This is a genomic window from Streptomyces longwoodensis, from assembly GCF_001514125.1.
In the GTDB taxonomy this organism is placed as follows: Bacteria; Actinomycetota; Actinomycetes; order Streptomycetales; family Streptomycetaceae; genus Streptomyces; species Streptomyces longwoodensis.
Genome location: NZ_KQ948549.1, coordinates 861,367 through 885,462 on the forward strand (window position 1 = coordinate 861,367; position 24,096 = coordinate 885,462).

The following is a 24,096-nucleotide window of genomic DNA, read 5'->3' on the forward strand; positions in this document are numbered from 1 at the left end:
AGCGGGACCTGCTCGGCCCGTTCCCGCCTACTCGGCCTGCCGGGACGGGGCGAAGGGGCCGTGCAGAGCGGCCCACTGCAGGAGCATGATCGTCTTGCCGTCGCGGATGCGTCCGTCGCCGGTCATGGCGAGGGCCTCGGCGAAGGGCAGTTCGAGCACCTCTATGTCCTCGCCGTCCTCCTCCAGCCCGCCGCCCCGCGCCGTGCGGTCGGCGGGTGTGTAGGGGCCGGCGTAGAAGTGCAGGCGCTCGGTGACCGAGCCGGGGCTCATGTAGGCGTCCCACAGGTGGGTGAGCGGGCCGAGCGTCACGCCGAGTTCCTCGGCGGCCTCGCGCCGGACCGCGGCGAGCGGGTCGTCGTCGTCGAGCAGTCCGGCGGCGGCCTCGACGAGCATGCCGTCCGGGTGTTCGTTGACGTAGGCGGGGTAGCGGAACTGCCGGGTGAGCAGGACGCGTGCGCGCGCGGTGTCGTAGGGCAGGACGACGGCGCCGTTGCCGCGGTCGTAGGTCTCGCGCTGCTGGGTGACCCAGCGCCCGTCGCGGCGCCGGTAGTCGAAGGTGGTGCGGCGCAGGACGTGCCACCCCTGGGAGGTCAGCTCGACGTCGCGGACCACGACGCCGGGGTTGCGGTCGAGGTCGCGGCCCGCGCGGTCCAGGCCGGTGCGGCCGCGGTGGTCGGGGGTGTCGACGCCGGGGCGGGGGGTCACGCGGTCTCCTCGGGGACGCGACGCGGCAACTCGTCCACGTGGTGGTACACGGGCAGGCCGCGACGGCGGGCGGTGGCGACGTCCTGGTCGGCCCCTGCGGACTCGCCGGAGAGGCGGAGAACGGCGTCGCAGTGGGCGAGCAGGCGGTCGGCGGTCGGGTACAGCACCTCGTCGGCGAGCGGGTCGGTGGGGCCCGCGCCGGCCGAGCGCAGGACGGGGAGGGCCAGCCACTCGCCGATCACAGGCAGGTGTCCGGCGGCGAAGACGGGCCAGGCGGCCGCCTCCAGGCGGGCCAGGTTCGCGGCCATGGCGTCGGGGTCGCCGCCGGTGCCGGAACGGTAGGGCCCGGCGATCAGGACGAGCATCGGTGCGTCGGTCATGGTGGGCTACGATACATGCAAGAACGTGCAGCAACAGGAAGGAACGTGGATGCTGGCCGCTCAACGCCGTGCCCACCTGCTGGACCTGCTCGCCCGGCAGGGCAAGATCGTCGCCAAGGACGTCGCGGCGGACCTCGGCATCTCCGAGGACAGCGTCCGCCGCGACCTGCGCGACCTCGCCGCCGAAGGGCTGTGCCAGCGGGTGTACGGCGGCGCGCTGCCGGTATCCCCGGCCGTCGCGGACTACACCGCCCGGCAGGGCGTCACCCCCGAGGGCAAACAGCGGGTCGCCGCCGCGGCGGTGGGACTCGTCCGGCCCGGCAGCGCGCTGATCCTGGACGGCGGCACCACCGCCGTCGCCGTGGCCCACGCCCTGCCCCCGGACCTGGACTGCACGGTCATCACCCACAGCCCGACCATCGCCGCCGCGCTGATCAGCCACCCGCTGGCCGAGGTGTTCCTGCTCGGCGGGCGCCTCTTCAAGCACTCGGCGGTCGCCTGCGGCGCGGCCACCGTCGAGGCCGCCCAGGGCGTCTCCGCGGACCTGTGCCTGCTCGGCGTGACCGGCGTCCACCCGGACGCGGGCCTGACCACCGGTGACGCCGAGGAGGCCGCGATGAAGCGCGCCCTGGCGGCGCGCTCGGCGGAGACGTACGTCCTCGCCTCGTCGGAGAAGATCGGCACGGCCTCGCGCTTCCGGGTGCTGCCCTGGGACGAGGTCACGGGGCTGATCACCGACGCCGACGCCGGGCACCCGGTGCTGGAGGGGCTGACGGGGCGGGGGGTGGAGGTGCTGGCGGCGGCGGGGTGAGGCGGGGGCGGTGGGGGGAGCGGGGTCGGGTGCGGCGCCGGCGGTCATCGGTGCGGGCGGGGTGCGGTGCCGGCGGTCTTGCGGTGCAGGTGCCGTCCGGTGCGCCGGTGTGTTCCTGTGCGGGTGTGTCCCCGCGCTGGTGTGCTCGTCGGCACCGGGGTACCCGCAGACGTCCCGGTACGTCGAACCGCGGCGCTCGTCCGCGGCCACGGGAAGGAGCGGTCCATGCCCAGGACCATCGAGGACCGGACGCTCGAGCAGGTGGGCGGCCCCGGCAGCGTCCTCGCGAGGCAGCGGCGCGACCACGCCGAGATGGACGCGCTGATGGAGCGCCACCGCGCCCTCCCGGACGGCGAGGAACGCGAACGGGTCCTCCAGCAGACCGTCCAGCTCGTCTTCAGCCACGCCTTCGCGGAGGAGACCGTCCTGTGGCCGGCCGTCCGGCGCCTGGTCGAGGACGGCGAGGTGCTGACCTCCCGGGTCGAGGAGGAACACCAGCAGATCAACGACCTCGTCGCCGACATCGAGCGCCTCGACCCCGGCTCCCCGGAACGCGAGGACAAGGTGCGGCAGGCCTTCGCCCTCATCCGGCAGGACATCCGCGACGAGGAGGACCTCCTCCTGCCCCGGCTGCAGGAGGCCCTGCCTCCGGACCGGCTCCGCCGGCTCGGCGCGGCCTGGGACACGATCCGCCGGAGCGCCCCCACCCACCCGCACCCGGTCGTCCCGCGCCGCCCGCCCGGCAACGCCGTGCTGGGCGTCCCGCTCAGTTTCTACGACCGCGTGCGGGACCTCTTCGGCCTGAGCGCGCCGGGGCCGGCGGTGCGGAAGGCCCTCGCCGGGGTGGCGGGCGCGGTGGTGGCCGGTGTGGTGGCCGGTGTCCTGACGGTGATCGTGTGGAAGCGGCGGTGAGGCCGCGCTGCACGCTGGCCGCGACGACCCTCGACGCACCGGACGCCCCCGCTCTGGCGCGTTTCTACCGGGACCTGCTCGACTGGCCCGTGCGCAAGGAGGAGCCCGGGTGGGTGGAGATCGGCCCGCCCGGCGGCGGAGCGGGCCTGTCGTTCCAGACGGAGCCGCTGTTCACCCCGCCCCGGTGGCCCTCCGAACGCTCGGCCCAGCAGATGATGATGCACCTCGACTTCGAGGTCACCGACCTCCCGGCCGCCGTCGAACGGGCCGTCGCCCTGGGGGCCCGCCCGGCCGACTCCCAGCCCCAGGACGACGTACGGGTCCTGTACGACCCGGCGGGCCACCCGTTCTGCCTCTTCACGCGGACGACGGCGGGCGCGTGAGGCGCGCCGCGGCGCGAGGGCGGGCGGCGGGGCGCTGCGGCGCGGCTCAGATGGCTAGGCGCGGCGCGGCTCAGGTGGCCAGGTGCGGCGCGGCTCAGGTGGCGATGGTCGCGAGTCCGGCGATGCCGACGAGGTAGATCGCGACGGCGGCGATGCTGTCGACGCCCATGCGGGCGTACTGGCGTCGGGGCCGGAAGATGAGGCCGGTCATGTAGACGACGGTGAGGATGATGCCCAGCGCCGTGAGGTAGATGTCGGTGTCGTGGGCGGCGGGGAGGACGGGCTTGCCGGAGATCAGCGTGGCGACGAGGAACAGCACGGGCAGGAAGGCGTTGCCGCCGAAGATGTCGCTGACGGCGAGCTGGTAGTCGCCGAGGCGGGTCGAGGTCAGACCGGTGCTGATCTCGGGCAGGGAGGTGGCCACGGCCAGCACGGTCGCGCCGAACAGCACCCCGCTGAGCCCCTGTCGGGCGAAGAACTCCTCGCCGCTGCGCTCGATGACGACACCGGCGACCAGGGTGGCCAGGGCGGCGCCGCCGAAAACCAGCGCGGCGCGGCGGGTGCCGATCCCCTTGTCGGTGGCGGCCTTCTCCTTCTTGCCGCGGGAGTGCCCGCGCGGCTCCGGCTGGCTGTTAGGCGCGTCACCGCCCTCGTGCCACGGCAGCCCGCGCCCGGCCCGGTCGAGCAGCAGCAGCCCGATCACCCACAGCACGGCGATGGCCACGGAAGCGGGCGCCAGCCGGGCGGCGTGCAGGTCGGGGGAGAGCTGGGTGCCCATGACGACCACGGCCAGCACGACCACCACCAACGCGCCCTCCAGGACGAGCTGGAGACTGGCGGCGAGCCGTGTCAGCGGCTCCCGCGGCCGCACCCCGGCGGCGTCCAGGACGGCCAGCACGACGGTCTGTACGGCGATCCCGCCGAGGATGTTGCCGACGGCCACGTCGAGCTGGTCGGCCAGCGCGGCACTGACGGTGATCGCGACCTCGGGCAGATTGGTCGCGATGGCCAGCAGGATCAACCCGCCCAAGGCACTGCCGAGATGCAGCCGTTCGGCCAGCACGTCGGTCGTGTCGGACAACTTGATACCGGCGTACCAGATGACGCCGGCACTCCCGACGAACAACAACAACAGCACGGGTGAACTCAGGGATCCCATGGCTGGGCGTGTACCCGGGGGAGGGGTGGGTACGTGCGGCCTTTCGCCGTCCGCCGTCCTGCGGGAGCCCACGCGGGCCGGCGCGTCAGGACGGCGCCAGCACGCAGAACTCGTGGTCGTCCGGGTCCGTCAGGCACGTCCAAGAGGTGTCCCCCTGGCCGATGTCGAGGTCGGTGGCGCCCAGGGTGCGCAGGCGGGTCGTTTCCGCCTCCTGGTCGTCGCCGGGGTGGGGCAGGAGGTCGAGGTGGACGCGGTCGGGGGCGGACTTGGGGTCGGGGGTGCGGACGAAGTGCAGGTACGGTCCCGTGTTCCGGGGCGAACGCAACACCGCGCGGATGTCGGTCACTTCGTGCGGAGGCCAGTCCAACGCTTTTGTCCAGAAACGGGCCAGGGCCCGCGGATCGGCGCAGTCGACGACGATCCGCGCGATCGGGCCGGTGTCCCGGTAGGCGTCCCGCGGGTCCAGGACGCAGAACTCGTTGCCCTCGACGTCCGCGAGGACCGTCCAGGGGGCCGGGCCCTGGCCCACGTCGACCGGCGTCGCCCCGTTGCGCTCCAGGCGCTGGAGCAACTCCGCCCGGTGGGAGGGGGAGGTGGTGGCCAGGTCCAGGTGGACGCGGTTCTTCGCCGGGGTCTTGGGGTCCGGTACGGGGACGACGTCGATGCCGAGGAACACGGGGTGCGGCCACACCAGGCCGCCCTCGGGGCCGACGTACGTCGTCACGCCGGCGCTGTACGCCGTCCAGCCCAGCGCCTCCGCCCAGAAGCGGCCGACCGCTGCGGCGTCCAGGGCCTTGATGTTCACGTGGGCCGGTCGCAGTGCCATGCGCCTGATCCTAAGGAGTCAGCCCCCTTGCCGCGTGTCAGCCGGCCACGGAGGTCTCCGCCGTCGTACTGCTGAACCCGTTCGTCGTGGTGATGCGCAGGCGGACGTCGGTGGAATGCCGCAACAGGTGCCGGTCGAGCTGGACGGTCGGATCCTTGAGGCCCACGCCGACGGTGTGCCACGTGCGGCCGCCGTCCGAGCTCACCTGTGCGGAGTACGTCTGCCCGGGTTCGGGGCTCGCGTCGAACTCCAGGGCCATGCCCAGCGCGCCGTCCTCGGTGCCGCTGTGGCGCGCGCTCCTCAGCGCGGGCGGGGGGCCTGCCGGGCGGAAGGTGTCCACCACCTGGCCGTCCAGGACGAGTTCGATCGCCTCGGGGGCGGTTCCCGCGGGTGCCACCGCGTCGATCAGGCCGGTCCGATCGGTGCCCGGGTCAGGCTCCGAGTTCAGCCTGACCGGGACCGTGACCTCCTCGGGCGGCGCTCCGCCGGATTGCACGATCCGCAGGACGGCAGTCGGCCCTTCCGCGCCGTCCGGCGCGGGCCCGGCCGAAGCCGGGTCGGACGGCGGTGCGGCGTGCGGCTCCACGGGATTGACGTACCGGATACCGCCGTTGCGTTGGGTGAGGTTCACCGTACCCACCACGCTGACGTACGCCTCGGACGGGCCGTCCGGGCCGGGGCCGGCCTCCGCGTCCGAGTTCGCACGAGGTGGCGTCACCACGGTGGCACGACGCGTCGGGTAGCGGTCGTCGGGCCGTCCGCCGCTGCCGCCGGGCCCTGCGCTGCCGACGGCGACGCGTGGTGGCTCCGGTGCCACCGCCGGCCCGGCGGCCGGGCCGGCGCCCGCCAGCAGGGCGTCCTCGGCCAGCAGGCGCTGCCGGATGCCCTCGTAGGTGTAGGAGCTGATCCACTGCCGGTCGCAGTACGTCATCACGTCGTGCCACTGTTCCCCGGGGATGGCCCGCATCGGCAGGTTCAGTGCCGGATCGCCCACGTCGAAGCCCACGAACGCATGCGTAGCGTCGCCCAGTTGGCCGTGCTGGAACGGGAACTGCAGCAAGTCGTCCGGGCTCTCGGTGCAGAAGCCCGGGTGCTTGCGGCCGAAGGTGTGCCCCAGTTCGTGGCCGCCGTACCAGTCGCCGTAGACGCCGTCGAAGTCCCAGCCGAAGGTGGCCGGTCCGGTCGGTCCGGACGCCACCGTGGCGGGTATGCCCGCGGCGGAACCGCGCATGAAGAACCCGCTGTCCGCGACCATCCCGTAGTAGTGGGTGTGCTGGTCGCCGCCGGCGCTCATGTCCAGCGCCCGCAGGGCGGCGAGCTGTGCGTTGACGTCGTCGGAGGTGAAGTCCGGCGCAGCCGACGCGTCGACGACGGCCTGGGTGCTGATGACCTCCGGCACGGGGTAGGCGCGGGTGAGCCATGAGATCAGTGCACGGTAGTCGAGGTCCCGCGGGGCGCGGACCGTGGGCGGGGTGCCGTACGCGTAGCGGATCCCCAGGATGCGCACGCGCAGGGGCGGCCCGGCCTGGAACCGGACCGTCGGTCCGGCCGGTCCGGTGAGCGGCAGCGGCGTTCCGCTGGCGGCGTCGACGACGCGTACGGCGCTGATGGTCGACTCGCCCTCGGTCGTCAGCCCGGCGGGTAGGAAGAAGTTGAGGCTGAGGTCCGCATCCCCTCGGCGGGTGGCCAGGTCGGGCGAGTGCGCCGGATCAAGGGTGATCGCGTTGACGGAAGTGACCGTGGTGGCCGGGCCCGCGTCGGAACGGCGGACGGCGATGACACCGCGGATCTGGGCCGCGGGGCCCGACGTGCCGCTCACGTACAGACGGACGACGGTGGTCTTGTGCGCGATCAGCGTCACCGAATGACCGAGGTCCTGCACGGCCTGGGTGATCTCGGTGGCGTCCAGGACTGCGTGTAGCTGCGTGGACATGGCCGAACTCCTGGAGCGGGTGTTTCCTGGTCACGGGGACCGGTGGGCTCGCCGTCCCCTCCCAGCGCACGGTGGCCCGGTCGAGGGGCACGGCGTCGGGGTCGGTGCGGAACTGCACGAGGAACTCGAAGGCCGCTTCCCCGTCGGCGGGGCTCTGGCCGCGCGCGATGCGGTCGCCCGGATCTGATCGACGAGGTGGTGTCGCGCACCGAGTGCGCTGTCCGTACAACTTCCCATTCTCGCAAACGTGCCCGCGTCCTGCGACTCAGGGACGGGCACTGCCGTGCGGGACCGCGGGCACGGAGCCTGCACGCAGCAACTCACCTGCGCTGGGCGGCTGCTGCCTCCCGCTCCTCTTCCCAGTACAACACGAGGAACAATGCGAGGAGGAGATCATCGGGCAGCGCACCGTCGCCCGGCAGCCGTACCCGAACGGGGCGGGAGCCGAGTCGGTCGTAGAAGATCTCCAGCGGGCCGATGGCCCGCACGCGGCTGCCGAGACGGTCATATCTCAGTTCATGCGGTCCGATGCGCTCCAGGCGCGAGGCGAAGAGGCTGTGTTCGCAGCTCCACTGGCCCACGGAGCGCGGCAAGTTGGCCCACCGGCTGTAGGTCATGTCGATGGCGCCTACGGAACGAAGACGGCTACCGAGCTGGTCGTAGTTCAGCGTCCATGAACCGAGGGTGCGAGGCCGGCTGCCCAGCCGATCGTAGGTGATCACAGCATCACCGAATTCCACGCAGACGGCCCCCGAGCATGTCATAAGTCAGCTCGACGTCCATGTGCCGTCTCCCGTCCGAAGGATGGCGCGGTGCTGGTCGGACCTGTCGGTCAAGGCAGTCCGGACGCGCGCACGCTGGACGCGGGGGAGAGCTTCATCCCTTACTGCGATTGTCCCGCCATTGAGGTTCTGGTGCTACCTCGCGTCGAGGCCGTCGCCAGGCGACCGGCCAGCTTCCGCATGGCAGCAGTACGACCGGCCGTCGCTCATCGAACTCGACCCACCAGACTTCGCCGTGTCGCACGTGTCCTCGCCCTTACGCGTCTTCGGCGCGGGGGGTCGGGGGTGCGGGGCGTGGTGCGACGGTGAACGTCCGGGTGGTGGGGTCGACCCGTGCCGGGAGCACCGTCCCCTGCGTGGTGCCGCCGAACAGGTGCCGTACGACCTCGCCACTGTGCTCGAAGGGTTCGAAGCCGGGTCCGCTGATGCGCATCAGGAGCCGGATCTGGTCGTGGTCGTGGTTGCTCGGCGGGGCGGGGGCGACTGCCAGTACCAGAGCAGCCGCGTCGACTCCCTGAGCGGCGAGCTGAAGCGTGGCGCGTCGTTCGGCGCGGGCGAAGAAGACGGTGGACAGTCCCGTGAGGGCGACGAACGCTGCCGCCAGGGCGAGTCCCAAGCCGGCCCACGTCCACCGGCCGTCCGTTCGGCCCAGATCGGCGGCCGTATGGATGGTGACATAGACGAACGCCCCTGCGGCGCCCAGGAACAGAGCCGCACCCACGGTGCAAGCGATCACCGTGATCACGGGGCCCTTGGGTTCCAACAGGACAGGTTCGCGGGCGCGAGCGGTGGCCATGAACGCACCCTAGCCAAGTTGATGCGGCACGTGCAGGGGGCGGCACCGAGCCCGGCAGTCACCGCCCGTGCCGCGCTCACACGCGGTCCCACCGCAGCCCGTACCGCACCGTAAGTAATAGGTGAGAACCGATGAAAGATCCGGCTCGGCGCGACAAATGATCTAGCCTGCAAGGGACTTGACGATCAACAGGCCGGACAATGGCGTTCCCTTTACTGTTTTCGCTGTGCGCCTCGGATCCGGCCGCGGAAGGAGCGCAGTGCCTCCTGTACGCCCGAACCGCCGTTCCCTCATCGCCGGTGGCCTTGCGGTAGCCGCAGCAGCTGCCGTTCCCCTCTCGGTGTCCACGCCCGCCGCGGCGGCCGGTCTCATCCCCATCCGGCTGGCCGGGCCGACCGGCCCCGCGCCGGTGGGCGCCGTGGAGCTGCACCTGGTCGACCCGTCCCGGACCGACCCCTGGTCGGGGCGGTCACGCGAGGTGATGGTCACCGTGACGTACCCGGCCGCCGACGTGCGGGACCGCGCGATGCTGCCCTGGCTGCCGTCCGGTGCCGAGCGGGCCCTGAAGGCCCGCTTCGGGGGCGCGGTGGACGGTTACGCGTTCCCGCAGACCCACAGCGCGGACCGCGCGCCCGTCCGGCCCGGCCGCCGGCCGGTGCTGCTCCACTCGCCCGGGTACACCTCGGACCGCACGTTCAACACCCTGGTCGTCGAGCAACTGGCGTCCTGGGGCTACGTCGTGGTCGCGGTCGACCATCCCTACGACTCGGGCGAGGTGGAGTTCCCCGACGGACGCGTGGTCGTCAACCGCCCCGACGACGCGAGCCACGAGGCCCGCACGGCCGCGGTCGCGGTGCGCGCCGCCGATCTGCGGTTCGTCCTCGACCAGTTGACCGTGCTGGAGCGGGGCGGCAACCCCGACGCCGAGCGGCGTCCGCTCCCGCGCGGGCTGCGCGGGGCGCTGGACCTCACGCGGGTCGGCGCCTTCGGGCACTCCCGGGGCGGCGCCGCGTCGGCGGCGCTGATGTACCTGGACAGGAGGGTGCGGGCCGGCATCGACCTGGACGGCGCGCTGTACGGGCCGGTGGTCGAGCGCGGTCTCGACCGGCCGTTCCTGCTGATGGACACGGCGGTGCACGACGGACTGAACGAAGACTCGACCTGGCCGCCGTTCTGGGCGCACCTGAGCGGCTGGCGCCGCTGCCTGCGGCTCGCGGACGCCGACCACAACAGCTTCACCGACGTCGTGGCCGTCGCCCCGCAGGTCCCCGAGCCGGTGCGCGAGACGCTGCAGGCCGGCACGATCTCCCCCGACCGGGCGGTGGCTGCCGTACGGGCCACCGTGCGGGCCTTCTTCGACCTCCAACTGCGCGGCCGCCCGGACACCGGACATCTGCTGTGGGGGAGTGCGGCGCGCTACCCCGAGATCGAGTACATCGCCGGATAGCGACCGGCGCTCGAAGCGGTTCCGTCCGACGGAGCCATCCTTCAACACGGCCCCGGCTGCCGGACCCAGCTCACGTCCCTCCGGTCGGTCTCACCATCGCCAGCAGGGCGCGAGCGTCCCGCCGAGGTGCCCCCTTTGTCCGGCCTGAGAAGCCAGGACTCGCTGTTTCCGGGAAACTCGTCCAGCAGGACGAACCGCGAGCACAACGCACCACCTACGGGATCGGCTGTGCCGTCGCCAGACGATGCCGACGGCGGATCGACGTCGGCAGAGCAACGAGCACGGCGATCGCTGCGAGTGCGGCGCCGGCTGCGGCGACGGACCGAAGGGTGTGGCCGTGGACCAGGAGGAGACCGCCGAGCCAGCTGCCGAGGGCGATGCCTATGCAGAACGCCGAGTTGTTGATCGTCAGGGCCATGGTCGGCGACGAGGGTCCTGCCGCGGTGACGATCCGGGTGTTGAGTGCGGGGATGGTGGCGAAGTAGGCGGTGCCCAGCAGGCAGAACGCCACAGCGGCGGTCCACCTGGTGGTGGTGGGTAGGGCGAGGAGCAGTAGAGCGGCCGTGACCGTGCCCACGGTCACGGGCACGGCCGCCTGCGGGGACCGGTCGGCTGCTCGGCCGCCGAGCGCGTTGCCGGCGAGTCCGCCCGCGCCGTAGAGGAAGAGCAGGACGGTGACGGCTTGTGAGGGGAAGCCCGCGGCCCGGGTGAGGTACGGCGAGGCGTAGGTGTAGAGGGTGAAGGCACCCGCAGTGCCGAGGGTGATCGTCAGGGCCGTGAGCACCAACGGCAGGGGAAGCACAAGCCGTCGACGGCCGGGGGACATCTCGTAGCGTCGGTTCGGCGTGGGCCGGTCCTGCGGCGGCGGGCACCGCACGAGCAGCGCAGTGGCGGCCAGGCTCAGCGCGGCGAGGGCCCAGAACGTGGCGCGCCAGCCGAAAGTGTCGCCGATGAGCGTGCCGACGGGGACACCGGCGACGCTGGACAGGCCGATACCAAGGGTGATCTTGGCGCCCCAGACGGCCTTGCGGTCCGCAGGCGCCATGTCGCGTGCGGTGGCCACGAACGCGGCGATCAGGGTGGAGTGGACCACCGCGCTCACCACCCGGCCCGTGATCAGCCATGCGAAGCCCGGGGCGAGCGCGGCCACTACGTTGCCGAGGACGAAGACGCCCATCATGCCCGGCAGGAGGACGCGCCGGCACAGCCCGGACGTGGCGGCAGTGACGAACGGGCCGGTGATGACGACCGCAACGGCGTACGCACTGATCAGCATGCCCACGGCTGCCAGCGAGACGTGCACGTCCTGTGCGATGTCCGGAAGGATGCCGGCGATGACACTCTCGGCGGTACCGATGCAGAACGTGCAGAGCATCATCGCCAGGACGGGAAGCGGCATCGGCTTGTCTCCTCAGAGGTCGTCCGTGCCTGGCCACGGGCTCGGGCACGGGCACGGGCACGGGTGGAGGGTGACCTCGCAGTGGGACGCCGTGCCCGCGCCCAGGCCCGGTGGCGGGGCGCAGTGGGTGAGCGTGGGTGGGTCGGGCGGGGAACGGGCCGACTCAGGAGGTGCCCACGGTGACGGGCCGGTCGTTGCCGTCGCGCTGCGCGGGAAGGGACTGCGCCGTCCGTGCGTTCCTCGCCGCCCGGGCCCGGCGGGCCCATGCCCGGACGAAGGGTCGCTCGACCGCGGTGTACAGCAGCCAGGACAGCAGCAGGCTGGCCGCGGCGATGAGAACGGCCACGCCGACGGCCTCGACCAGCGTGTCCGGCTCGCGGTAGCCGAAGCGCTCCTGGGCCACGGACAGCAGGATCTGGTGGATCAGGTAGAACGCGAACGACACCTCGCCCAGCCACACCCACGCCCGGCCGCTCACGGCGGTTCCGTCACCCCGTGCATCGCGTGCCGCGGTCGCCGAGATGAGCAGGGCGAACGGGACGACGACCACGGCGTTGAGGGAGTACAGGAAGGGCACGTGGAGGCTCACCACGTACGCCACGGCCGTCAGGGCCAGGGCGGGCAGGACACCGAGGGCGACCCACCGGCCGGACAGCACGATCCGGGCCATGAGGATGCCCAGGAGGAAGTCCAGGACGCGCACCGGCGGGAAGATGTAGACGAGCCACATCTGGGTGATCGAGTGGCCGTACAGCGGGGAGTTGGCGTGGTTCGGCCCGAACGCCTCCCCCGCGGGGACCAACTGGACCGCGAGGGGGAGGAGCAGGATGGCCGCCGCGGTCGCGGCGGCCCACCACCACAGCCGGGTCTCGGGGATGCTCCGCACCCACCGGTGCAGGGCGGGGAAGAGGAGGTAGAAGACCAGTTCGCAGGAGAGGGACCAGCTGGGGTTGTTGATGCTGAAGAACACGTCGTCCCGCGGTATCCACGCCTGCAGCAGCAGGAAGTTGGGGACACCGCGCCCCCAGGTCGCTGACGCGTACGCGTAGGCGGCCAGGGCGAACAGGAACGTGACGACGTGGTTGGGGCAGATCTTGGCGAGCCGGCGTCCCCAGAAGGCGCGCGGGGTGTCGTCGCGGCGGGCGGACCAGGTCAGGACGAAGCCGCTGAGGATGAAGAAGAAGGTGACACCGGCCCATCCGCCGTTCTTCAGGGCGGAGGCGAACGGGCCGTGGTCCTGGCCGTGGGTGGAGTAGGCGTCGAGCAGGGACAGGTGGAACAAGAAGACCAGGAAGGCGGCGAAGAACCGCATACCGGTCAGGGACGGCAGCCGGGAGGAGGTCCCGGGCACCGGGGAGACTGCGGACACGAAGATCACCTCGGAGTGTGGGAGCGGGACGGGAACGGGGCGAAGGGCCGGCAGCGGCGCAGCGTGTGGCGCCGGCCGCCGCAGAGCGTCATGCGGGCTGCACCGACTGGGCGTGGCGGAAGAACCCCGTGGGATCCCAGGTGGCCTTGACCTTCTGCAGGCGCCGGTAGCTGCCCTTGTAGTACAGGTCGTGCCAGGGCACACCCGAGGTGTTCCAGCGGGGGTCGCCCAGGTCGACGTCGGCGTAGTTGACGAAGCAGCCGTCGTTGGTCTCGTTGGGTACGGGCACACCGCCGGTGGCGGCGAACATGTCGCGGTAGCACTCGCGGACCCAGGCGATGTTGGCCTCGTCGTCGGCCGCGTCGTTCCACAGCGAGACGACCTGGTACTTCAGGACGGAGTCGCGCTGCGGCACCGCGGTGGCGTCGGGGGCGACGCGGTTCACCGCCCCTCCGTACGAGGCGATCATGAGGAGCGCGCTGGGATTGTGGAAGTCGTCGCGGGTCAGATGCCGGTAGGCGGCCGCGATCTGCGCGTCGGTGTACGTGCGCCGGGCGTAGACGGACTTGCCCTTGAACCTGATCGTCGGGTCGGGCCCGGTGAATCCGGGCCACTGCGTGGCGTGCAGCCACGGCACCCTGCGGTACTGGCGCACCTGGGGGCGCACGCCGAGGCCGTCGCCGACCTCATCCACGTAGCGCTGCAGCAGGCGTTCGGCGCCGGGGGCGCCGGCGTCGACGAGAGAGTCCAGGACCACGGCGCCGGCCGACTTGTGGAAGGGCTTGAGCTGGCTGAACAGCGCGGTGTACGGCGAGTCGGGTGCGCTGTTGCGGGTGTGCCAGTCACCGTGGTTCCCCATGAGCCGCGCGAAGCGGGTCTCGGTCAGCTGCTCCCACGGCCAGGCCACCTCGCTCAGCCACACCTCCCTCGGGGGAGTGGGCAGTTGGGCGGAGGGGTCGCTGCCCCGGGCGTCGGGGGAGCGCAGCCAGTAACGCGTCACCACGCCGAAGTTGCCGCCCCCGCCCCCGGTGTGGGCCCACCACAGCTCGCGGTGCGGGTCGTCGGGCTCACGGGTGGCGGTGACGGCCTTGGCCGTGCCGTCCGCCTGGACGACCACGATCTCGATGCCGTACAGGTGATCGACGGCGAGGCCGTCACGTCTGCTCATCGAGCCGTAACCGCCGCCCTGTATGTGGCCTCCGGCCGCGACGGTGGGGCAGTTGCCGGCCGGGAGGTAGACGCCCCAGCCCTTGTAGAGGCGGTCGTAGACCCGGCCGAGGGGGGCGCCGGGCTGCACGGAGAACGCCCGGCGGCGCTCGTCGTAGGAGATGTCGTCCATGCGCGACAGGTCCACCACGACGTCGATGTCCGGGTGGGTGGTGAAGTCCTCGTAGCAGTGGCCGCCGCTGCGTACGGCCAGGTGCTTGCCGGAGTCGACCGCCTGCTGCACGGCCTGGACGACGTCGGCCGTGGAGGTGGCGAGGACGATGCGCTCGGGGCTGCCGACCCAGCGCTGGTTGGTGCCGCGCCGCAGGTCGGCGTAGCGCTGGTCCGCCGGGCGCACACTGAGGGGAGTGGCGCCCGCGTCGGCGGTCCGGCGCCCGGACTGCGCCGCGGCGGCGGGGGCCAGGCCGGCCGCGGTGGCCGCGAGGGCACCGCCCGCGGCGGCAGTACCGGACAGGAAGGCCCGCCGGCGCATTCCGGCGCCTCCTGGCCGGCGTCCGGGAGCGGTCGCGGGGGAACTGTCGGTGGGCAGGGCAGAGGTGGGCATGGGTGAGTCCTTCGAGGTGGGGAAAGAACGCTGGCGGCACGAGGGCCGGCCGCGGGAGTGGCGCGTCGGGTGGGATCGGGCCCGTACTGTCCGGTGTCAGGCCGAGGTGGCGGCCTGTGCGGCGCAGGGCTCGAGGGTGTCCAGGCGGATGCCGAACCAGCCCAGGACACGGGCCACCCGCCGGGTTTCGGTGACCTCGACGGCGGTCGGTCCGGTGACGACGCTGTGCTGCGCGAACGTCCGCAGGGCCGTGGGAGACAGCGCCAGGGCCGTCCCCGGGAACAGACACTTCCCGGCGTAGGTGGCGCCCCGGTCCGGTCCGGCGCAGGGCTGGGTGGTCCATAGCAGGTAGGGCGCCGTGGCGCCGCGCTCGGCCGCGCGTGTCCACTGCGGTGACTGCACGTCGCGGCGCCAGGCGTCGTACAGCAGGTGGGCTCCGGCGATGCCGGCGGTGGACCGCATGGCTTTGGCCTCGCAACCACCGATCAGGTCGAGGCGGGCGTCGACCAGGGCGTCGACGGCCCACAGGGGGTATTCCACGGCGAAAGTGCGTCCCGGGGATGCCGTGGCCTCGGGCAGCAGCCGGCGCATCAGCTGCCGGTAGGCGGCCAGGCCGTGGACGGGCCCGACGACGGTCGTGCCCCTGGCGGAGCGGTGTGCCGACGCCGGGTCCCCGGCATCGGGCGGCAGCATGTCGCGGACCATCTCCGCCGCTTCGGCGAAAGCCTGGTCCGCCGCCTGCCGAGTCGTGCGCCGGCAGTCGAGCCAGAGCGCCGTGTGGGCTGTCGCTGCTGCGCGCAGCGGTCCGGCCGGCCGGACCGGTAACGGGGCGAGCGTGTTCATGAGGATGCCTCTGCAGGACGGGGGCTCGTTCGGGGGCGGGGGCCCGGATGCCTGGCCGCCGCCGGTGGACGGGTCAGGGGCGGTCGTGCCAGCGCAGGGCGCCTGGTGTGGCGCGCCGCGCCGAGGTCTGGCTCTCGTAGGGCAGTGCTCCGTCCGGCATGTTGATGATCTCCATCTGGATGCCGATCGGGGTGCGGAAGTACAGCCAGCGGTCGCCGGCGATGGGACCGTGGGCGATGGTCTCCGGCTCGCCCATGAGCTCCACGCCCTGGTGCCGGCCCAGACATGCGGCTGCCGCGTCCACGTCGTCGACGAAGAAGGCGAGATGGTGCCCCCCGACATCGCTGTTGCGCGGGGGACGTGGACCCGGAGTCCGCGCGGTGCTCTGGACCAGTTCGCAGTTGGCGGTCGGGCCGGTGCGCAGCAGCGCCCGCCGCGTCGATCCGGCGCCGGGCGGCCGGTGACCGCCCGGCCGCTCCCGCGTGTCCCGCGGACCCTCGACCAGCTCCGCACCCAGGACGTCGGTGAAAAAGGCGGTGGCTGCGCCGAGGTCGGCGACGGTGTAGCTCACGTGGTCCGTGCCGATCAGGCCCAGGGAGCACGCGGCCGGGTTCGCGTACGGCGTGGGCGTGGGGCAGTAGCGCCTGCCGTCCGGCCGGCCGGGCGCACTGAGAGACAGCAGGCTGCCCCAGGGGGTGAGGAACCACCGGCGGGACGCGCCGGGGGCGGCGGGGCCCAGGCGGACGGCAGCTGCCCGGCGCAGCCGCTCTTCGGCGGCGTCGAGGTCGGCGACCACCAGGGCGAGGTGATGGCCCCCGACGTCGTCCGGGCCGGGGGGCGAGGTGACCTGGTCCGGGGCGGTGTACTCGAAGAGCTCCAGGTTGGTGCGGGGTCCGAGCCGGACCAGTGCGACGTGCGCGCGGGCCCGCGGGTGCACGCCAAGTTTCCGGCTCATCCAGTCACCGCGGTGATCCTCGACCGGCCCCTCCCGGTAGCAGAGTTCGCCGCCCAGGACGTCGGTGAAGAAGGTGACGGCCTCATCGAGGCGCGGCACGGTGAAACCGTAGTGGTCGACGGCCCGCGCGGTGGGCAGACCGGTCCGCGCCGGAGCGGACGACGGCGTGACGGCGTTGCGCAATGTATCCCCCTCCCGACGGCGTGCCGGGTGCCGGGCACCGGACGGCACACGAATGCTCGGACACCGGCTGCCCGCTTGCGAACAGGCGCCGGCCGAGGGCGACAGTAAGACACATGTCGTTGCGTGCGCAAGGAATGGTGTCGGCGGGCCGGACGGCGGGAACCTCGCCGTGCCGGCCGTGAACTGGGAGTTCCACCGATAGAAGTGCAGGTCGGACCGTTACCGTGGCAACGACGACGGGTCTTGGTCATTGTGCGGGCATGGAAAAAACGGGGCGTCCGGAGGGTTTTCTTGGCTGCTGCCGCCTCATACCCTGAAGGTGGCCGGGCCGTCCCGGTGTCGTGGGACCGGGGCTGCCTCTCTTTGCTCGTGCTCGGAAGGCATCCATGGCGGCCGGCGGACCGCCCGGGGCACCCTGAAGAAGGCGACATCATGCGAACGCGTAAGGAAGACAGCGTCGAGCTGTGGAGTCAGCTGTCGGTTCTCGTGGCGGAGGTCGGGACCGCGCTGGACAGAAGACTCTCCGAGGACTTCCAGCTGGGTCTGACGGACTTTCTTGCCCTGCGGGCGCTGAGCAACGGCGACCCGGCGGGGATGCGCATGAACGAACTCGCCCAGCTCCTCGGCCTGAACCAGTCGTCGGCCACCCGGGCCGTGCAGCGTTTGGCGGCGCGGCAGCTGGCCGAGAAGGCCGCCGACGCGGCGGACCGCAGGGGAGTGGTGGTACGGATCACCGAGGCCGGCCGATCCCTCGCCGCGGACATAGGGGGCCTCTTCCGGCGTGAAGTCGGCATGGCCCTGGAAGTCGCGTCCATGGACAGCAGGACGAGTTCGGTCGTCGCCCGGCTCCGCTACGCCCCCACCCTCGACCGCTGAAGCGCACGGCCTCCACGCGCCCCTCGCCCGACCGGCGGGGGGCTTTTCCGTGTGGGTCGGCAGACGTGACGGTCGCCTGCAGCCGCCACTCGGTCGTTGCGGAGGCATGCATGACCGACGTACTTCCGGACAACCCAAGCAGTTGCGTGCGCAGAGAACGCGCAGGAAGAGCTCTTCGCTCCAGCTGCGGCGCGGTGTCTTTTCGGACGGCCCACACCTCGACCCCCGACGCATGTTCTTGCGTGCGCAATGAAATCTGTGTCAGGGTCTTGCCTGGCGACGGGGGGCAGGCCACGACGCCGTGGCCACATCCTGCGCAGGCGGCCCCAAGGGCCCTGCCGCGCGGACACGCACAGCACACTGCCCCGACCGGATTCGCACACGAACCCGAACCCGAGACTCTTCGTCGGAGGCGGAAGCCTGATGCAGCAAGAAACCCAGTCCACGCGCAACAACGACGGTCTCTTCGCGGTGGGCAGCCCGGTCACGCACTGGTCGGTCCAGAGCAGCAACCCGGTGCAGTACGAGATCAGGGCCTGCCAGAACCTGCTCGACCCCAGCAACTCCACCATCCTGGAGGGCGCTTCGGACAGGGGCGCCCAACGGCGCTTCATCGTCACCGACCGCGTGGTCGACTCCCTCTACGGCGAACGGATCCGCGCCTACTTCGAACACCACGGCGTCGAGCACCGCGTCCTCGTCCTGGACGACGGCGAGACCCACAAGTCGATGGACGCGGTGCTCCGGGTCGCCGAGGCCCTCGACGCCTTCGGCATCGACCGCCGCCGCGAACCCGTCATCGCCATCGGCGGCGGCGTCCTCATGGACATCGTCGGCTTCGCCGCCAGCCTCTACCGCCGCTCCACTCCCTTCATCCGGATCCCCACCACCCTGATCGGTCTGGTGGACGCGGGCGTCGGCGCAAAGACGGGCGTCAACCACAACGGGCACAAGAACCGCCTGGGAACCTACTTCCCCGCCGACCGCACCCTGCTCGACCGGTCGTTCCTGGTCACCCTGCACGAGCGGCACATCAGCAACGGGCTGGCCGAGATCCTCAAGATGGCCCTCATCAAGGACGCCCGGCTGTTCGACCTCCTGGAGCACCACGGCGCCCACCTGCTGCGCACCAAGCTCCAGAGTCCCGCGGCCATGGGCCCCACGCCCGCCGACGTCCCCGTGGACCAGCGCCTCGCCGCCCGCGGGCTGCACCTCGACCCGGCGACCGAAGTCGTCGAGCGCGCGATCCAAGGCATGCTGGAGGAACTCCAGCCCAACCTCTGGGAGAAGGTGCTGGAACGGGTCGTCGACTACGGCCACACCTTCAGCCCGACCATCGAGATGAACGCCCTGCCCGAACTGCTGCACGGCGAGGCCGTCGCCGTCGACATGGCGCTCACCACCGTCCTGGCCGAGCGACGCGGACTCGTCAGCGCCTACCAGCGCGAACGCATCCTCAGCGTCATGGAGCAGCTCGGACTGCCGTCCTGGCACCCGCTGTGCACCCCCGAGGTGCTCACCGGCGCCCTGCGGGACACCGTGCGGCACCGCGACGGCAAGCAGCGGCTGCCCCTCCCGGTCGGCATCGGCAGCGCGGTCTTCGTCAACGACGTCACCGAGGAAGAACTCAGTGCCGCGGCCCAGGCGCTGCGAGAGCACGTTGCGGGAGTCTCGAGGTGAGCACCGAAGCCTCCCCCTCCCACCGCGCGCCGGCCACCTCCCCCTCCGGACAGGCCACCACCGGCCACCCGCCGTTGCCCGCCCACACGGCGGGCGGCCCCCGCAGCCCCTTCCGGTCCATCGGAACCGCCAAGGGCGCCGCCACGGTCTACGGCGTGCACGGAGCCGCCGGGCGCACGCACTGGAAGTGCTTCGCCGGCCGCCGCCAGCTCGACTCCGCCACCGAGGCCGTCGAATGGGCCTCCATCCCACCCCGCGGCCTGAGCGGGGAGCACCGCCACACCCGCACCGAGGAGATCTACCTCATCCTGCGCGGCCGCGGGGAGTTCCTCTTCAACGGCAGTCCCCACCGCGTCGGCCCCGGCTCGCTCGCCCTCACCGCCCCCGGCAACGTGCACGGCCTGCGCAACACTGCGGACACCGACCTCGACTGGTGGGTGATCGAGACCCTCGCACCCGCCACGCACACCGTCCTGTCCACACCCGACCACATGCACCCGGGAGTTCCCGCCATGGGCAACCCAGTCATCTTCGACCTCTTCAAGGACAGGACCGTGCGCACCGACGGCGTCTTCACCGGCCCGCTGCGCCAGGTGGACGTCGTCGAACTCGAGGCGGGACAGCGCACCGTGCTGGGCGCACCCGATGCGGAAGTCGCCGTGTTCGTGCACAGCGGCGACGGCCGGGCCACCGCCGACGCAGCCACCGTGGACCTGTCGCGCGACACCTGCTTCACCCTCGCCGCAGGCACGTCCACCGCTGTCCATGCGCTCACGCCGCTGCGGCTGCTCGTCGTGACCCTGGCCCTGCGCCAGCACTCCGCGGAGGCGTCGTGATCATCTCGACGACCACCAGGGCGGTGCGCAGCGCCGTCACCGCCGAGCCGGGGGCCGGAGCGACAGCTGCCTGGAGCTGTCTGGTGCGCCGCGGGATGCTGCACAGCGAGTGCGAAGCGGTGGAGCACTGGGTGCTCGAGCCCGGTGCCGTCCTCTCCTCCACCCCGCAGCACGGGGTGGAGGAGGCGCTGCTGGTCCTCGAAGGCGACCTTGCGCTGACCACCGAGGACACCGAGCACGCCGTACGAGCGGGACAGCTGGTCCTGCTGCCGCACGGGGCGCAGGCCCACCTCGTGGCGGGGCGCACCACGGTCCGCTTGATCAGCGTCCGGGCGCTCGCCGCCCCCGTCACCGACCGGCTGCCGCCCCGCGTGCCCGAGCTGGTCCCCTCCTGACAAGAGCGCGGCGCGTCACGGCCCACCCGGCCCTGACGCGCCGCGACCGTCCACGAAAGCGAAAGCGTTCCATGCGTGCTGTAGTCCTGACCACCTTTGGCGGCCCCGAGCAGCTGTCGGTGCGCGACGTCCCTGAACCGGTCACGCCCGCACCGGACGCCGTCCTCATCCGCACCGCGGCGGCCGCGGTCAATCCCGTCGACCTCCAGACACGTGCTGGTCTGCACGCCGGACACAGCACCGTCCGGCCTCCCATGGTCCTCGGCTGGGACGTGGCCGGCACCGTCACAGCCGTGGGAAGCGACGTCACCGACCTGCGCGTCGGAGACCAGGTCGTGGCCATGTCCGCGCAGATGGCCACCGGGCGCGGGACCTACGCCGAGACCGTCGCCCTGCCGGCCGGCATCGTCGCCCCTGCCCCGGCCTCCCTCACGCCTGCTCACGCGGCCGCCTTGCCGCTGGCCGGACTCACGGCCCGGCAGGCACTGGACGCCCTCGCCCTGCCCGAGGGAGCCTCGGTACTGATCACCGGTGCCGTCGGTTCGGTCGGCGGCCTCGCCGTGCAGCTTGCCCGGCTGCGCGGCTTGTCGGTCGTGGCTCAGGTCCGCTCCCGGCGTGACGAGGACGAGGCACTGGCCCTGGGGGCGGACCGGGTCGTGGACCCGGAGGACCTGCCGGAGGCGGAGGTGGACGGCCTGCTGGAAACGGCAGGTGACCCGCGGGCGATCCGAGCCGTGCGCGACGGCGGGCGCGCCGTCACCATCGTGCCCAGCCGGGTACCGGCGGGGGAACGCGGCATCCAGGTCGCCGTCTCCCACGTGGAGCAGGACGGCCCCGGGCTCCACGCGCTCGCCCGTCTGGTCGACGCCGGGCAGGTGCGCCTGCGCATCGCCCAGGAGTTCCCTTTCGAGACCGCGGCCGAGGCGCACCGAGCCCTGGCCGCCGGCGGCGTCCGGGGCAAGCTCCTGCTGCTGCCCTGAGCGGCCGCCCGTAGTACGGACCGACACACAGGAACGTCATCACACGAGGACAGCAACGCCGTGGCTGAGCCGCACAAGAGCGGACTCCGGGACGCCGACGCCGAAACCCTGTCCCGGCTCTGGGAGCGGGTCGTGCCCCTGTTCGCCTCACTGGAAGGGCAGCTCGATACCCTGCTGACGCGCCGTCATGGCATCGGACTGGGACCGTTGATGGCCCTCGGAGCGCTGGCCGGTGAGCGTCCCGGCTCCGTGACCGTCAGCGGTCTCGCCCGGCGACTGGGTGTGAGCGTCTCCGCGGCGAGCCGGATGCTCACCCACTTGGAGCGGTCGGGCTGGACGGCCCGGACGGCCTGGCCCTGCGACCGGCGGACCAGCCATGTCACGGTCACCGACGCCGGGCTGGCCCTGTGGACGCGCGCCAGCCGCACACTGGAACACGAACTGGACGCTGCTTTCCGAGCATTGCGGTTCGACGAGAGATACGCGCATGTGGTGGCACGTCTGTGCCGCACCGGCGACGCAATGCCCCAGGACTGACCCGGGGAACTGCTCTCCGCACGGCCGGTGGCCTCACGCCGGCGGCTCCGGCCAGGCGTTCATCGCGAGCCGGGCCACGCGCCGCAGTTCCTGCGTGCTCGCACCGTCCCGCGCCTGCTGCGACATGCCCTGCACGACCGCGGCGAAGTACACCGCGAGGGCCCGGGTGTCGGCGTCCTCGGGGAGCGCGCCCCGGGCCCTGGCGTCCTCCAGCCGCGCTTCGAAGGACCCCACATTGGCCGTCCTGCGGGCGCGCAGGTCCTGCTCGACGTCGGCGGTCTGCGGAGAGTAGTTGGTCGCCGCGGAGATGACCAGGCAGCCCGCTGGGTGCCCGGGGTCGGTGTAGGACACAGCGGCCTCTTCCAGCATCCGCGCGAAGCCCGCCCGCGGGTCCCTCTCCCGGGCGAGAGCATCCTCCATGAAGGCGCCGAAGGTGGTGCCGTAGCGGTCGACCACCTCCGTGAACAGGGCGCGCTTGTCGCCGAAAGCCGCGTACAGGCTCGGCGGGGAGATCCCCATGGCGGCGGTCAGATCTGAGATGGACGTGCCCTCGTAGCCGTGCTGCCAGAACAGGAGCGTCGCCTGCACGAGGGCCGCCTCGCGGTCGAAGCTGCGCGGCCTGCCCCGCTTCGTCGTCGTCATGACCTGATTTTACAGCGATCGCTAAAGAAAGTGTGTAGAGTATTAGCTAGTCCTCGCTACAGAAAGCTGATGCGAAAGGAACACCATGGGTACGCTCGCGGGCAAGACAGCACTCGTGACCGGCGGCAGCCGCGGCATCGGGCGCGCCGTCGCCGAACGGCTCGCCGTCGACGGAGCGCTCGTGGCCGTCCACTACGGCCGCAACACCGCAGCCGCCGACGACGTCGTGGCCGCCATCCGTGCCAAGGGGGGCCGGGCGTTCACCGTCCACGCCGAACTGGGCCGGCCCGGTGACGTGGAAACCCTCTGGGACGGCTACGACCGCCAGATCCTGCGCCACGCCGAGGAGGCCGGCCTGGACATCCTGGTCAACAACGCCGGCATCACCCCGCGCGGCGAGATCGAGGAGACGTCACCCGAGGCGTTCGACGAGGCCGTCGCCATCAACATGCGCGCCCCGTTCTTCCTGACCCAGCAGGGCCTGAAGCGCCTGCGCGACGGCGGCCGGATCATCAACGTCTCCTCCGGCGCCACCCGCATCGCGCTCACCGACATCATCGCCTACGCCATGACCAAGGGAGCCCTCGACGCCTTCACCCTCACCCTGGCCAAGGCGCTCGGTGGCCGCGGCGTCACGGTCAACTCCGTGGCCCCCGGCATCATCGACACCGACATGAACGCCTCCTGGCTGCGCGGCAACGAGGCCGCCGAGCAGTCCGCGGCCCAGCTCTCGGCACTCGGCCGGGTGGGCCGGCCGGAGGACGTGGCCGACGTGGTCGCCTTCCTCGCCTCCGACGACGCCCGATGGGTCACCGGCCAGGTCCTCGACGCCACCGGCGGCTCCCAGCTCTGACCCACCAGCCCGGCCCACGCGGATTCCGCAACCATGCAGGGGTGTCAACGGCGACACCGCCATCACCCAACAGACACGCTGCAACCGGAGACCCCATGCACGTCGTCATCGCCTGGTGGGACACGCGACGTACCGCCGAGGCCGGCGCGGTCCGGCCGCATCCGCCCAGACCGGCCGACTCCATCCCGCCGGACAAGGCGCCCTTCACGGCCCAGTTCCCAGGTTTGCACGCCGGCCAGTGGATCACCGATCCGGCAACGGACCTTCAGGGCCTGGCGCTGATCTGGGACACGGCAGCCGACGCGAACGTCTTCCTGCCGGCCATCGCCGAGCAGACATTCGGCTGCGCACCTTCCCACCGATGGGACTTCGAACTCCGCACGGCACCCACGTCCGACGAGGACGTGATGGCGACACCGGCCGAACTGGAGCTCCTCCTCCACGCATGAGCGTCCCAGTGTCCGCCACGTGCGGCTGATGCCTGCTGTGCACCGGTCGGTGCCGGACGTGAGGCAACCGAACTGCGCTCGTGTCGGCACCGCGCGCACCGCGGGCCTGTCCGAATAGGCTGAGGAGCGGCTGGCTACGGGTCATGACCCGTAGCCAGCCGCTGGCCTTGAGCCTCCCGGTGCAGGGGCCCCGG

General features: G+C 72.1%; 25 protein-coding genes. 12 read left to right on the top strand and 13 right to left on the bottom strand.

Annotation, left to right across the window (positions count from 1 at the left end; translation table 11 throughout):
• Positions 1–27 precede the first annotated feature (27 nt).
• On the bottom strand, positions 28–705 hold the full coding sequence (locus AQJ30_RS03930; RefSeq protein WP_067228494.1) for an NUDIX domain-containing protein: 678 nt from the start codon (positions 703–705) through the stop codon (positions 28–30).
• Entirely contained in the window at positions 702–1,085 is a 384-nt protein-coding gene (locus tag AQJ30_RS03935) for a DUF4406 domain-containing protein (RefSeq protein WP_067228496.1), read from the bottom strand. The genes AQJ30_RS03930 and AQJ30_RS03935 overlap by 4 nt, the downstream gene beginning before the upstream one ends.
• A 49-nt stretch (positions 1,086–1,134) precedes the next feature.
• Here AQJ30_RS03935 and AQJ30_RS03940 point away from each other — a divergent pair, with 49 nt between their 5' ends.
• The 3 genes from AQJ30_RS03940 to AQJ30_RS03950 all read left to right on the top strand — a co-directional run bounded on the left by AQJ30_RS03940 (position 1,135) and on the right by AQJ30_RS03950 (position 3,191).
• Entirely contained in the window at positions 1,135–1,896 is a 762-nt protein-coding gene (locus AQJ30_RS03940; RefSeq protein WP_067228498.1) for a DeoR/GlpR family DNA-binding transcription regulator, read from the top strand.
• 225 nt (positions 1,897–2,121) lie between these two features.
• Entirely contained in the window at positions 2,122–2,808 is a 687-nt protein-coding gene (locus tag AQJ30_RS03945; RefSeq protein ID WP_067228499.1) for a hemerythrin domain-containing protein, read from the top strand.
• On the top strand, positions 2,793–3,191 hold the full coding sequence (locus AQJ30_RS03950) for a VOC family protein (RefSeq protein ID WP_067228501.1): 399 nt from the start codon (positions 2,793–2,795) through the stop codon (positions 3,189–3,191). Before AQJ30_RS03945 ends, AQJ30_RS03950 begins: the two co-directional genes overlap by 16 nt.
• Positions 3,192–3,285: 94 nt before the next feature.
• On the opposite strand, the gene AQJ30_RS03955 is transcribed toward AQJ30_RS03950, so the two are convergent.
• From AQJ30_RS03955 to AQJ30_RS03980, 5 genes are all read right to left on the bottom strand, one after another.
• Positions 3,286–4,350, bottom strand: coding sequence for a sodium:calcium antiporter (locus AQJ30_RS03955; RefSeq protein WP_067228503.1), 1,065 nt, complete (start codon positions 4,348–4,350; stop codon positions 3,286–3,288).
• Positions 4,351–4,435: 85 nt separating this feature from the next.
• The gene (locus AQJ30_RS03960) at positions 4,436–5,176 is read right to left on the bottom strand and encodes a VOC family protein (protein WP_067228504.1); all 741 of its coding nucleotides are present in this window, start codon (positions 5,174–5,176) and stop codon (positions 4,436–4,438) included.
• A 37-nt stretch (positions 5,177–5,213) separates the two neighbouring features.
• The gene (locus tag AQJ30_RS03965) at positions 5,214–7,109 is read right to left on the bottom strand and encodes a hypothetical protein (RefSeq protein ID WP_067228506.1); all 1,896 of its coding nucleotides are present in this window, start codon (positions 7,107–7,109) and stop codon (positions 5,214–5,216) included.
• 320 nt (positions 7,110–7,429) lie between these two features.
• Entirely contained in the window at positions 7,430–7,831 is a 402-nt protein-coding gene (locus AQJ30_RS03975) for a hypothetical protein (RefSeq protein ID WP_067228509.1), read from the bottom strand.
• Positions 7,832–8,147: 316 nt separating this feature from the next.
• The gene (locus AQJ30_RS03980; protein ID WP_067228511.1) at positions 8,148–8,687 is read right to left on the bottom strand and encodes a hypothetical protein; all 540 of its coding nucleotides are present in this window, start codon (positions 8,685–8,687) and stop codon (positions 8,148–8,150) included.
• A 340-nt stretch (positions 8,688–9,027) separates the two neighbouring features.
• On the opposite strand from AQJ30_RS03980, the gene AQJ30_RS03985 reads away from it, so the two are divergent.
• Positions 9,028–10,134 (top strand): alpha/beta hydrolase family protein, encoded by a 1,107-nt coding sequence (locus tag AQJ30_RS03985; protein ID WP_245726792.1) that lies wholly within the window; start codon positions 9,028–9,030, stop codon positions 10,132–10,134.
• 214 nt (positions 10,135–10,348) lie between these two features.
• Here the strand turns inward: AQJ30_RS03985 and AQJ30_RS03990 are convergent, their stop codons facing one another.
• The 5 genes from AQJ30_RS03990 to AQJ30_RS04010 all read right to left on the bottom strand — a co-directional run bounded on the left by AQJ30_RS03990 (position 10,349) and on the right by AQJ30_RS04010 (position 16,654).
• Entirely contained in the window at positions 10,349–11,533 is a 1,185-nt protein-coding gene (locus AQJ30_RS03990; RefSeq protein ID WP_067228513.1) for an MFS transporter, read from the bottom strand.
• A gap of 163 nt (positions 11,534–11,696) precedes the next feature.
• Positions 11,697–12,902, bottom strand: a complete 1,206-nt coding sequence (locus AQJ30_RS03995; protein WP_079083783.1) for an acyltransferase family protein — start codon at positions 12,900–12,902, stop codon at positions 11,697–11,699.
• Positions 12,903–12,990: 88 nt separating this feature from the next.
• Complete coding sequence (locus AQJ30_RS04000; protein WP_245726793.1) at positions 12,991–14,673, bottom strand: FAD-binding oxidoreductase; 1,683 nt, start codon at positions 14,671–14,673, stop codon at positions 12,991–12,993.
• 96 nt (positions 14,674–14,769) lie between these two features.
• Entirely contained in the window at positions 14,770–15,516 is a 747-nt protein-coding gene (locus tag AQJ30_RS04005; protein ID WP_067228518.1) for a beta/alpha barrel domain-containing protein, read from the bottom strand.
• A gap of 73 nt (positions 15,517–15,589) precedes the next feature.
• Positions 15,590–16,654, bottom strand: a complete 1,065-nt coding sequence (locus AQJ30_RS04010) for a VOC family protein (RefSeq protein ID WP_245726794.1) — start codon at positions 16,652–16,654, stop codon at positions 15,590–15,592.
• Between the two features lie 432 nt (positions 16,655–17,086).
• Here AQJ30_RS04010 and AQJ30_RS04015 point away from each other — a divergent pair, with 432 nt between their 5' ends.
• The 6 genes from AQJ30_RS04015 to AQJ30_RS04040 all read left to right on the top strand — a co-directional run bounded on the left by AQJ30_RS04015 (position 17,087) and on the right by AQJ30_RS04040 (position 21,958).
• Positions 17,087–17,530 (top strand): MarR family winged helix-turn-helix transcriptional regulator, encoded by a 444-nt coding sequence (locus AQJ30_RS04015; RefSeq protein WP_067228522.1) that lies wholly within the window; start codon positions 17,087–17,089, stop codon positions 17,528–17,530.
• 423 nt (positions 17,531–17,953) lie between these two features.
• Positions 17,954–19,210: a sedoheptulose 7-phosphate cyclase gene (locus tag AQJ30_RS04020; protein WP_079083784.1), complete on the top strand. Its 1,257-nt coding sequence runs from the start codon at positions 17,954–17,956 to the stop codon at positions 19,208–19,210.
• On the top strand, positions 19,207–20,046 hold the full coding sequence (locus tag AQJ30_RS04025) for a cupin domain-containing protein (protein ID WP_067228524.1): 840 nt from the start codon (positions 19,207–19,209) through the stop codon (positions 20,044–20,046). Before AQJ30_RS04020 ends, AQJ30_RS04025 begins: the two co-directional genes overlap by 4 nt.
• The gene (locus AQJ30_RS04030; protein ID WP_079083786.1) at positions 20,043–20,441 is read left to right on the top strand and encodes a cupin domain-containing protein; all 399 of its coding nucleotides are present in this window, start codon (positions 20,043–20,045) and stop codon (positions 20,439–20,441) included. The genes AQJ30_RS04025 and AQJ30_RS04030 overlap by 4 nt, the downstream gene beginning before the upstream one ends.
• Positions 20,442–20,512: 71 nt before the next feature.
• Complete coding sequence (locus AQJ30_RS04035) at positions 20,513–21,421, top strand: NADP-dependent oxidoreductase (RefSeq protein ID WP_067228526.1); 909 nt, start codon at positions 20,513–20,515, stop codon at positions 21,419–21,421.
• 60 nt (positions 21,422–21,481) lie between these two features.
• The gene (locus AQJ30_RS04040; RefSeq protein WP_067228527.1) at positions 21,482–21,958 is read left to right on the top strand and encodes a MarR family transcriptional regulator; all 477 of its coding nucleotides are present in this window, start codon (positions 21,482–21,484) and stop codon (positions 21,956–21,958) included.
• Positions 21,959–21,991: 33 nt separating this feature from the next.
• Here the strand turns inward: AQJ30_RS04040 and AQJ30_RS04045 are convergent, their stop codons facing one another.
• Positions 21,992–22,600, bottom strand: a complete 609-nt coding sequence (locus tag AQJ30_RS04045) for a TetR/AcrR family transcriptional regulator (RefSeq protein ID WP_067228529.1) — start codon at positions 22,598–22,600, stop codon at positions 21,992–21,994.
• Between the two features lie 85 nt (positions 22,601–22,685).
• On the opposite strand from AQJ30_RS04045, the gene AQJ30_RS04050 reads away from it, so the two are divergent.
• Complete coding sequence (locus AQJ30_RS04050) at positions 22,686–23,453, top strand: SDR family oxidoreductase (protein WP_067228531.1); 768 nt, start codon at positions 22,686–22,688, stop codon at positions 23,451–23,453.
• A gap of 95 nt (positions 23,454–23,548) precedes the next feature.
• Complete coding sequence (locus AQJ30_RS04055) at positions 23,549–23,902, top strand: hypothetical protein (RefSeq protein WP_067228533.1); 354 nt, start codon at positions 23,549–23,551, stop codon at positions 23,900–23,902.
• Positions 23,903–24,096 lie beyond the last annotated feature (194 nt).